This is a genomic window from Tunicatimonas sp., from assembly GCF_049647865.1.
Taxonomy (GTDB): domain Bacteria; phylum Bacteroidota; class Bacteroidia; order Cytophagales; family Cyclobacteriaceae; genus Tunicatimonas.
Map to the genome: position 1 here is coordinate 1 of NZ_JBARYM010000428.1, position 10,652 is coordinate 10,652.

10 protein-coding genes are annotated in these 10,652 nt (G+C 41.4%); 8 read left to right on the forward strand and 2 right to left on the reverse strand.

Translation table 11 applies throughout. The features are described 5' to 3' along the window. Positions 1–911: 911 nt before the first annotated feature. The 4 genes from WBA23_RS12755 (at position 912) to WBA23_RS12770 (ending at position 5,007) form a co-directional block, all read left to right on the forward strand. Positions 912–1,850 carry a PorP/SprF family type IX secretion system membrane protein gene (locus WBA23_RS12755; RefSeq protein WP_424582661.1) on the forward strand — a complete coding sequence of 313 codons (939 nt, stop codon included), beginning with the start codon at positions 912–914 and terminating at the stop codon, positions 1,848–1,850. 67 nt (positions 1,851–1,917) lie between these two features. Continuing rightward, positions 1,918–3,039 carry an ATP-binding protein gene (locus tag WBA23_RS12760; protein ID WP_424582662.1) on the forward strand — a complete coding sequence of 374 codons (1,122 nt, stop codon included), beginning with the start codon at positions 1,918–1,920 and terminating at the stop codon, positions 3,037–3,039. Between the two features lie 220 nt (positions 3,040–3,259). Next, positions 3,260–4,018, forward strand: coding sequence for an outer membrane beta-barrel protein (locus WBA23_RS12765; RefSeq protein ID WP_424582663.1), 759 nt, complete (start codon positions 3,260–3,262; stop codon positions 4,016–4,018). Positions 4,019–4,083: 65 nt separating this feature from the next. Then, the gene (locus tag WBA23_RS12770) at positions 4,084–5,007 is read left to right on the forward strand and encodes a sugar phosphate isomerase/epimerase family protein (protein ID WP_424582664.1); all 924 of its coding nucleotides are present in this window, start codon (positions 4,084–4,086) and stop codon (positions 5,005–5,007) included. Between the two features lie 53 nt (positions 5,008–5,060). Here the strand turns inward: WBA23_RS12770 and WBA23_RS12775 are convergent, their stop codons facing one another. Then, positions 5,061–5,204: a hypothetical protein gene (locus WBA23_RS12775; RefSeq protein WP_424582665.1), complete on the reverse strand. Its 144-nt coding sequence runs from the start codon at positions 5,202–5,204 to the stop codon at positions 5,061–5,063. Between the two features lie 196 nt (positions 5,205–5,400). Here WBA23_RS12775 and WBA23_RS12780 point away from each other — a divergent pair, with 196 nt between their 5' ends. Together WBA23_RS12780 and WBA23_RS12785 are read left to right on the forward strand one after the other, a co-directional pair. After that, a complete protein-coding gene (locus tag WBA23_RS12780) occupies positions 5,401–6,483 on the forward strand; it encodes an oxygenase MpaB family protein (RefSeq protein ID WP_424582666.1) in 1,083 nt (360 codons plus the stop codon). A gap of 156 nt (positions 6,484–6,639) precedes the next feature. Further along, positions 6,640–7,209, forward strand: coding sequence for a hypothetical protein (locus tag WBA23_RS12785; protein ID WP_424582667.1), 570 nt, complete (start codon positions 6,640–6,642; stop codon positions 7,207–7,209). Between the two features lie 27 nt (positions 7,210–7,236). Here WBA23_RS12785 and WBA23_RS12790 read toward each other — a convergent pair whose 3' ends face one another. Beyond that, complete coding sequence (locus tag WBA23_RS12790; protein WP_424582668.1) at positions 7,237–8,817, reverse strand: hypothetical protein; 1,581 nt, start codon at positions 8,815–8,817, stop codon at positions 7,237–7,239. Positions 8,818–8,978: 161 nt separating this feature from the next. Here WBA23_RS12790 and WBA23_RS12795 point away from each other — a divergent pair, with 161 nt between their 5' ends. Further along, on the forward strand, positions 8,979–10,139 hold the full coding sequence (locus WBA23_RS12795; RefSeq protein ID WP_424582669.1) for a 2-isopropylmalate synthase: 1,161 nt from the start codon (positions 8,979–8,981) through the stop codon (positions 10,137–10,139). Between the two features lie 94 nt (positions 10,140–10,233). After that, positions 10,234–10,652, forward strand: a 419-nt coding sequence (locus tag WBA23_RS12800) for an aconitase family protein (protein WP_424582670.1), incomplete at its 3' end; no start/stop codon positions are given.

The following is a 10,652-nucleotide window of genomic DNA, read 5'->3' on the forward strand; positions in this document are numbered from 1 at the left end:
TTGATGTATCGCATACCTCAAAACTACGCCTTTCTAGTTTCTTATACCTATTTTTGCATCAGTACTTACCATTGATACAAATGACTTCAACCGGACATTCTGGCGAGATGCTTTTACAGCCATCATCTAAATAATTAGGTAGCCCATCGCTATTGTTGTGTATCCCATCAGTACAGTTAATTTTAGTTCTGACAAAAGAGCGACGAAGTACAACCGTTGTCAAATCAGCCAATTAATCCATCGCTATTAATGATGCCGTTAGCGCAATTAATTTCTTGAGCTAATGCCAAAAAGAGAAGGTAAGCATTAACAAAATGCTGAGCTAGATACTTCGAGGTTTTATAGCTAATAAGAATATATAGCCTAGTTGAGATACAAAAAACCAACAGCTTTAGCACTTTACCAATTCAACCTTGTTGGCGATACTGCTAAAGTACGATAGTATCTGATTCAGACTGCGCTAATTGAGTACCTTTTATAAAGTCAACTATAGCTTATTAGTAATAACCACAAGAAAGTACAACTACGCTCTAACAGGCCTACATGATTAAAAGCAGCAAATGAATTAATGAGAAAACACCAAATATTACGCTCAGTCTCTAATTATACTCTGAGGCTACTTCCCGAATTGAAAAACAGTCTTACGTAAGTTTTTGCACATTTTTTAACCTAAACAGGTTTATTAAAGATTTTTCTAATATTTACAAAGTATTGATATTCAGTCTATTATATAGAAATATATGGTTTGTAATTGCTTAATCCTAACATAGAAGGGTTCATTTTGGGAAAGAAATCAACTAACTAATTTATATAAAATATAACTTTTTTTATAAATAACTTTCTTATTTCAAGAAATTAATTGTACATTTGTAAGGTAATGTTACACATGTAACAGAAATTAAGTTGGTAAGATGAAACGAATTATAACAAACATATCGCAGCAGCTACTTAAGAGAATAGGGTTCTCTTTTGCTTTGCTTCTCATACTAGTTACTACTAGCTATGGACAGCAAAATACGCTGTACTCTCAATATATCTTTAATCGATTGGCAATTAACCCAGCTTACGCAGGTAACCAAGACCAATTACAAATCACTACTTTACACCGTCGGCAGTGGGATAACTTTGAAGGGGCACCAGTTACTAATACTATAATTGCTCACAAAGCACTTAAGAATAAAAGAGTAGGTATTGGACTTATTGCTTCGCAAGATAAAATTGGTGTTCACAGTGATCAACGGGTATACGTATCATATGCCTACAAAATTAAGATGGCACATGGAACGTTGTCTATGGGTTTGCAAGCAGGTTTTAGCCGACTACAATCTGATTTTTCTAAATTAAATTTAAAAACTGACGATGCAGTAGCTACTGGCTTCCGTAATTCATTCAACCCTAACTTTGGAACAGGTCTCTACTACTCAAATTCTAACTTTTTTGCCGGACTTTCTATTCCCTATCTGCTAAATAGTACGCTATCTGATAATGCTGAATTAGGTTCGTTAAGTCAGGTAAAGCGTTACTACTTCTTAACGGCGGGTCGAGTATTTACTCTAAATCCGCTAGTCAAAGTACTGCCTTCAGTTTTGTTACGAGTGCAAGAGGGAAATGCTACCACAGCAGAGGTAGGAGCCAATTTGATTCTTAATGATATTTTAACAGTAGGAGCTTCGTATCGGAGCGAGGATGCTCTAGTAGGTATTATGAAGTTAGAAGTTAGCGAAAACATTAGCGTTGGCTACAGCTACGATCACACACTATCTGATATTGGGACATACTCTAATGGTTCTCATGAGTTTATGTTGAACTATCGTATCCCTTACAATAAGAAATGTCATACTTACTTCTAGTGTATAGTTATACTAGCTAGCTACACGCACCACCTTCCCTATACTAAACCATTAATAAAGCGTGAATATGTACCAAGTTTTACCCAATATAACAACAGATAATTCTAATAACGTTCTTGCGCCTGGTAAGTATGTAGCGAGCATAGTTAAAGGAATAGCCGATATGGTACTGATTTTTGACCAAGATTGTAAGGTAGTTTACGCTAATCAAAAGGCGGGTGATCTTCTACAGACTGTTCCTGAAGACTTAGTTGGCTCTAACATATGTGAGTTTTTTCCTGATAAACAATCTGAGTTTTTACAAGCACTGCTTCAGGAAGCTATGGAGAAAGATCAAGTTTATAATCGAAGTACACTTTTCCAATTTAAAAGTGGAAAGAAGATACCAGTATCTATCTCATTTTCTACACTAGCTTTGGATGATGAATTAGAAGGATACATGCTCGTAGCAAAAGATAATCGGCATCTCACGCAGGCAACCGATGCTTTAAAGCAGAAAAATGAGCAATTAGCTCGACTTTTCTACCGCATGTCTCATGATTTACAAGGGCCTTTGGCTTCTATTCAAGGTCTCTTAGAACTTACCAAAATGGAGGTGTCGGACACTCAAGAGATCACAACGTATCTTACCCATATTCAATCTAGCACCGACAAACTCAAGTATACGCTGCAGGGGCTGATGCAACTACAGTACGAAGAAGAAGAGAGTGCTGTGACTAAAGTTTCTGTACGTCACTTGTTAGAAACAGTTATTGATGATCTTGATGATTACCCTGGGAGAGAAGAAGTACTTGTTCACGTAACAGCTAACACTAAACATACTACTACTACTGATGAGCATATACTCACTAGTATTTTAAAAGGTATAGTTGAAAACAGTATCAAATTTAGAAAGACTAACGCGAGCGATACGGTTATAAAAGTTTCAGTCCGCGCCTACAAAGAAGGTATTAAGATTAAAGTAAAAGACAATGGACTTGGCATGGACCGAGCCATGCAACAGCGAGCGTTTGATATGTTTTACCGAGGACACGGTCACGTTAAAGGAAGCGGTTTAGGCTTATATGTTGCCAAAACTGCTATTGAAAAACTAGGCGGAGAAATTGTTATAAAGAGCCAGCCATTTTTAGGCACTGAAGTAAGTATTTACATACCTAGTACCACTTCGTCAACCCCTACTGTTGGGTAACCTGCTATACTACAATATGCTTCCTAATTATTAGATTTTACCAACTTATAGTAAAGGCATTGGCTACTGGCTGATGCTTTTCTCATTGATGGTTAACGACTAAAAACTTACCCCGTAGGTTCTATCCTCAATCTAAAACAATTAGCATAGCACTCTTTAGTAATTTGATAGTAAAAATATAAAGATGAAAGTGAGAAGAAGTTTACTAGTTCTTTGGTGCATGATTGCTTGCTCTCAAGCACAAGCACAGATTCTTACGGGACCAATAGTCGGTGGACAGGCAACTATTGCTGGTTATGGTTCGCAGTACGACGGAATAGACTTTCAGCAAGATTTATCTCTTAACTACTTAGGAGGGTGGAGTTACGCTTATTCAGTAAGCGATCATCTGGCATTTTACAGCGAACTAGTGTACAGTCGAAAGGGAAAAGTGCAGCGTTACAACTCAACTTCTACTCGGATAGTAGAAAATCAGACATACTCCCATTTTCTAGAAGCACCTATTCTGCTGCGTATTACTAGTCCAATTGGGCGGAGTAAGGTTCGCTGGTTTATCAACGCTGGCCCTCAGATAAGTTACTGGTTAGGGGGGCGAGGAACAATGTTGGCTTCTGAATTCTTTGGTAGCGACCAGTTAACTCAAATAGACTATACAGTTAGTTTCTCTGAAGATGAACCTACCGACGGGGTGTTGGCGGTAGAAGATGCCAACCGGATTCAGTTTGGCTTAGCTGCCGGGGGTGGGTTCATTATTCCGGTAAATCGGCTGGGGCACGCATTGATGATAAATATTCGCTACGTATCAGGTACCACATTTATGGGCGGTAACGAAAGTTCTGAAATTGGAACATCAGAGATAGAAGAATATTTGGGCTATAAGCACAACGCTTTACTAATCTCCGCTGCCTACGTAGTGCCTATTAATATTTTCGGTATGCGTAAAGGTAAAACTTCTCGTAAAGTGAACCATAAGAAATAGAGGAAGAAGATCTGGTTTTATCTGAGCTAAACTTTCTTTAAATAAGCATCGTACTAGAAGGTGCTATGCAGAATTTTACTACCCGACGCAATTTTCTGAAACAAGCGGGCTTTCTCGCTGCTACTTCCGCAGTACCAATTAGTTACCCCGCAGTTAGCAATAATCCTCTAATTGATCAACTGGGATTACAACTGTACACTGTAAGAGACGAACTGGTAGCAAAGCCCCAAGAGACAATACAAGCTATTCGTAATGCTGGTTATCAGCAAATAGAACTATTTGATAGTCAGTTGCTTCCTCAACTACATTCTGTTCTAAAAAGCCTAGGAATAGCAATTAACAGTACACATTTTCTTTCGCCCCTATTAACCGGAAACTGGGAGTTTCAGGATGCACTTGGTGTACGTCGCCCCCCGCTTAATTACACGCTACAGGCAGCAATAGATCAGGCGGCCCAATATGAGGTTACTTATTTTATATTTCCATTTTTATATCCAGAAGAGCGGGGCGGCATAGATTCTTATAAAGCATTAGCTGAACAGTTGAATCAGACCGGTGAGCTGTGTAAACAGGCTGGTATTCGAATGGGATATCATAATCACTCGTTTGAGCTTCAACCGATGGATGGGAGTTCGCCGATGGAGGTACTATTAACAGAAACCGATCCTGAATTAGTCTGTTTTGAGCTAGACGTGTTCTGGGTATCGGTGGCTGGTCACGATCCTGCCCAGTTTATTAAAAAATACGCCAATCGTATAGAATTGCTACATTTAAAAGATAAGAAAACTAATACCCCCCAAACCTACCGGGCCATTACTATGCCCCGCAAAAGCTTTCAGCCAGTGGGAAGCGGTATACTTAATTTCACTGAAATCCTTCAAGCAGCCCAGGAGGCAAATGTACAGCACGTATTTGTAGAGCAGGATGCTTCCGACGACCCGCTAGGTGACATTAAAAGAAGTAGTGAGTATTTGCAAAGTTTGAGGTAGTACTACTATGTCAAAGCGTTCAGGAGGTATAGTACTCGTACGGTTTCTTAAAGCTAAAAACTTGACAACCCTGAGGGTTTACCCCCGGACATTACGTGCTCAATAGTACTATCTTTTCCTCCAGCATCCATCGCTTGAAAAACTAACAACAGCGAATAGCGACTCTGAGGGTATAACTTGTCTTGAAGTTCGCGCAATAATTCAATATTCTGCTCACGAATTTCTTTGGTTTCTGATTTTTAGGTGAAAGTGCCGATGCTATCAATAGACTAATCGGCAAGAGGAATTACCTGCCCCGGCTCAGTAATGTAAAGATCAATAGGAATCATAATAGACAAATAGTGGTAAGCAGAACCAACTCGGCTTACGGTTGTTATAGAACAAAACTTAGAAATGAGCAAGATTACTTCCTATAATAACCAGTTCTTAGATGAGATGCGCTTGCGCACTGACCCTATTGCGGATGAGGCCGTAGCTGACCTTATGCATAACAAGCAAGCAAATCAGTACCGAGATATTATTCAGTCACTTACCGACAACAATTACCAACTACCGCCGGGTTTGCCGGAGTCAGTGGTTCATTTTTTTGAAACTACTCGGCAACTTCCCGAGTGGGCCGATACCAAACTACTCCAACAAGGGCAGCATTTTCTGGAGAAACACGTAACTGATTTACTTCTGATGTTGGGGTTAATCTCTCTTCCGTTTGATTATGCGGCTGCCCATGGGGTACAAGTACTGTATCTTTCGGAGCGACTGCGGAATAACCCGGCCAAGCGACTAGCAGAAACGGGGCAGTATGTGTTGGATGTAGGTGAGAAAAATGGCTTTGGTGCTCGGGGAAGGGCAATTTGTAGTGCTCAAAAAGTTCGGTTAACTCACGCGACCATTCGCTACCACATTAAGCAGAAAGGCGACTGGAATGTGGAAACACGGGGTGAGCCAATCAATCAGGAAGATATGGCTGGCACTAACCTTTCTTTTTCGGTTCTTCCTATTCGAGGGTTGCGTAAAATCGGTGTAGAAGTATCGCAGCAAGAAGCTCAAGCATTTATCCACCTATGGAACGTAGCAAACCACATTATGGGTGTGGATGAATCTCTATTGCCCGATACAACCAAAGAGGCCTTCTGGCTACTGAAAAGAATTTCCGACCGGCAGCATGCTCCCAGTCAAGAGGGGCAAGCGATGGCGCGGGCGTTACTAACCATTGTTCCGAACGATAATGGGAAGGAGATTGCCGCGCGGTATACTCGATTCTTATTGGGCGATAAAACTGCCGATATGCTAGATTTGCCTAAAACCAATTTACCCGACGCTTGGTTAGCCGCCCCACTGCTAGGGTTCAAACAACTACGGCAAGCCCTAGGTAATCAGGCACAACAATACTACGCCATTCGCCAGCAATTCAAACAGCAGCTAAAGCAGACCGAAGGTGAACCCTTTAAAATGCCTTCCACTCTTAAGCCTATTTAATTAGGGTGAAACTATCGCTTGATGATTGACGATGGGTAGAGAAGGTAATACTAATTAGCGGGTTAGAATATGTAAGTTTTAACCGGTTAAGCGATTGGGAATTTGTGGTGGAAATCTGAACTTCTAGAAAAGTTTTCACCACAAAGTTCGATTCTCATGACTTCTAAGATTAGTACATTTATTCTTGTATTCACCTGCCTCGCTGCGATCTTTTTTAGTAGCTGTCAAAGTAGTAAGATCGCCTACGGTAACTCCTATTACTTTAAGGCTACTCCCAAAGCTACACCCCAAAAAGCCATACTCTCTGAAACTAAACCAGCTATTGCCTCCTTGAAAAAGGTGCCAGTGAAAGTGCCTTCAGCTACCGAGCGTAATGAGGCTATTGTACAAAAAATATCAAATCTGCAAAACCACCAAACGCAGCTTGAAGAAACCCAAACTGCGCTCAATCAGGCAACTACCGCCCGGGAGAAGAGAGAGGTTCGTCGTCAGCAACGAGGTAAGAAGAAGGTCATTCGTCAAGAACTTAAGCAACTTTCTCGCGAATTACGAGCCGCCCCGGAAGAAGTACAGAAAGAGAACCTTTCAAAAAATGGTCGGCTAGGCCTAATTTTCGCAGCAATAGGATTAGTCTTACTATTGGTAGTCCCTGGGTCAGTAGGGTATATTTTGGGGACGATATTGTTGGTAGTAGGTGTCTTGCTGCTAATTTTAGACTTAGTGTAGCTAAAGCGGTACGATTAGCTGATGTCGTTAATTGAGCGTACCAGCGTTATTTGGTTGTTTAGTAGCCTGCATGCGGTGGTACGCTTTCTCTTGAATTACTTCTTCCACACTACGCTTACTGGTTTTGCTTTCCAGCCAGGAGATAATATCGAAGTAGATAAAAGCTCGCTTTTCGTAAGGGCTATCGATAAGCGTTAGCAACTGCTTACGAAGAGTATCAAATCTTCTTAATAGCTCTGGTTCGGTAGTTCCGAATGATAAGTTTTTGAGAAAACCCAGAATATACGTTTGATACTGGTGTAGGTCATCCTTAAGGAGTAAAAATCGATAGGTCGATTTAATAAGGTATTCAATTAAATCAGTGTTGCCTTGCTCGTAGTGGCTAATTAAGTTAAGTATTCGGGCGAAGCAGTGAATATCTTCCCGCAAATCTATCTGTTGCTCATTAATAATTTTCTGTAGCCAAAAAGAGGCTTGACGATAATCACTAGCGCCAAAGTACATACAAGCAATTTTGTAGTAGAAAGTAATAGTAGCGTGCTTTCCTAGCTGATCTACAAACTGATTTAATTCTTCGGCTTTGCGCGCTACTAGTTCGGTGCCCTCTTGAAAACTACCGGTTAGAAAATAGGCATTTAGTTCGTGAATAGTAATATACTTAAACAGCATAGCCCGTAAGTTTTCGTTCAGCTTGAGACTGGGCGTTCGGTCTACTTCCCGAAGACGTTGCATAGTCTCCAAGAACTCTTCGTAGCGATACAAGCGTTGTTGAGTAATCATAAGTTTGTGCAATCCCCGGATGTAAGCCATCGGTTGCAGAGGAATAAATTCCGGATGCTCTTTAAATAGGTCAGTCCAGCGTTGAGCGTAATGAAAGGCGTCAATAAAATTCTGAGTAAACAAGTAGTAAGTTACGTATACTTCGTACAGGTGTAGTCGCTCGTGAAACGATAGCGTTGCTTCGTCAAGCGCGGGTAGGTGTTCCTGAATATACCGATCTATTTCATCTGAATAAGTTTCTTGTCGAATAAATCCCTTCTTCACGTACCAGTGGTTGAGTCGTACCTGAATATTAGTAAGCAGGTTGATATTACTGATCTTCTGAGTAACGTCCTGCACTTCCTGAATGATATCATTCACCTTTTGCTGACTTTCGGCACCAATTCCCTGCGCAAAAACTTGCTTCTGCAATTTAAGAATCTCCAGATTGAGTTCTAGATTGTCATTCTGAGCCGCTAATCGTTTGGCTTTGGCTAAGGCTTTAGTGCACTGTTGGTGTAACCCCCGATTGAGCAGAAGTTGAGCGTGATCAATACACTCCCGAAGCTGAATGTCTCTGCTGTGCGATAGATGAAAGTCACGCAGAAATTGCAGCGTCCTACGGTATAGGTGAGCCTTCAGATTGGAGAGTTGCTTTGGTTTAATACCGGGGTAGTACGCCAGAATTTCGTGTTCACTCGTAAGCTGATGAGTAGTATAAGCCTCAAACAAAGATTGTATTTTCAGATTGCTACCCAGCTTCTGCAATTCTAGGGTAACATAGCGCTTCTCGCCTTTACTTAAAGATTCTATCAATATCTGCAAGTCGTTTGATCGGGGCTTAGCCATCGTATTTATTTTTGCCTTAAACTGCTCTAATAAATGATTGAAGCAATTTAGTAGATTAAAAATGAAAATAGCGATCGTAATACTTGCTTTTTTTTTGTTGAATTATAAATTCTAATAATCCATTTTAGCATTTTAGTATTAAAAAATCTACGTTCCTAGTTATGAAGCAACGAGTTTACATATTTGACACTACGCTGCGCGATGGTGAGCAAGTGCCCGGAGCTAAGTTAAACCCTGAAGAGAAGCTGGTTTTAGCTCAGCAACTAGAGAAATTAGGAGTAGATGTGATTGAAGCCGGCTTTCCCATATCATCTCCTCAGGATTTCAATGCGGTAAAAACTATTGCTGAAAGTCTGAATAAGGCAACAGTATGCGCACTAGCCCGCGGCTTAGATGCTGATATTGACACTGCTGCCCGAACGGTAGAAAATGCCGCTCATCCTCGTATCCATACGTTCATTTCTGCATCAGATATCCATATTGAGCACCAAATGCGAAAAACCCGCGACGAAGTGTTAAAAATGGTAGATCATGCGGTAAGCCGCGCAAAAAAATACTGCGACGACGTGGAGTTTTCGCCGATGGACGCTTCCCGGGCAGATATTGACTATCTCATAAAATTTACCAAAGTGGCCATTGATGCCGGAGCTACCACCATTAATTTACCCGATACGGTGGGCTACGCCATTCCCGAAGAGTGGGGAGCTATGTGTAAACGAATGGTTGAAGAAATTCCGGCGTTCAAAGATGAGGTGGTGATGAGTATGCACACCCACGACGACCTGGGGCTAGCTACCGCCAACGCTATTGCGGGAGTTGCTAATGGTGCTCGGCAAATCGAGTGCACCCTGAACGGAGTAGGGGAGCGCGCGGGCAACTGCTCGCTAGAAGAGGTGGTCATGATTATTAATAGCCGCTACAAAGACCGCTTCGAGACGGGAATTAATACAAAAGAGTTAATACCTACCAGTCGGATGGTAGCTTCAACCATGCATCTAACCGTGCAAGCAAACAAAGCCATTGTGGGCGCGAATGCTTTCGCCCATTCTTCCGGTATTCATCAAGATGGTATTATTAAGATGCGGGAAAACTTTGAAATTATTGATCCGGCTTCGGTTGGGGCGGAAGGTTCAGCGATCGTACTAACCGCCCGTAGCGGTCGTCATGCGCTGCTATATAAACTTCGGTCATTAGGTTACGAGGTAGATAAAGAAGAAGTTAACAATGTATACCAACATTTTCTTGAACTGGCCGATCGCGAAAAAGAAGTGTCTGATGCTGCGCTAAAGGAAATGATGGAGAGTATAGCTACTCATAAATAGTATAGTTAAAAGTTTCAAGTTGCCGGTTACAAGCTTAGTTTTCACGACAAACTCATAACCTTATAAACCTGAAACTTCTAAACTTGTAACTGATATGCCAAAAACGTTATTCGATAAAATCTGGGATTCGCACGTAGTGAGTAGTATAGAGAATGGTCCCGACGTGTTCTACATTGATCGGCACTTTATTCATGAGGTGACTAGCCCTCAGGCATTCAATGGATTAGCTCAGCGCGATATTGGCGTAGCTCGCCCTAAGCAAACAATCGCTACGGCCGACCATAATGTGCCCACCAAAGACCAGCACCTTCCAATTAAAGAGGCATTATCACGCACACAGGTGAACAAACTTACCGAAAACTGCGCTAAGTTTGGGGTCGAACTATATGGTTTAGGTCATCCGTTTCAAGGGATTGTTCACGTAATTGGCCCCGAGTTAGGTATTACCTTACCGGGTATGACAATTGTGTGTGGCGATAGCCATACGTCTACCCACGGCGCATTTGGCTCGGT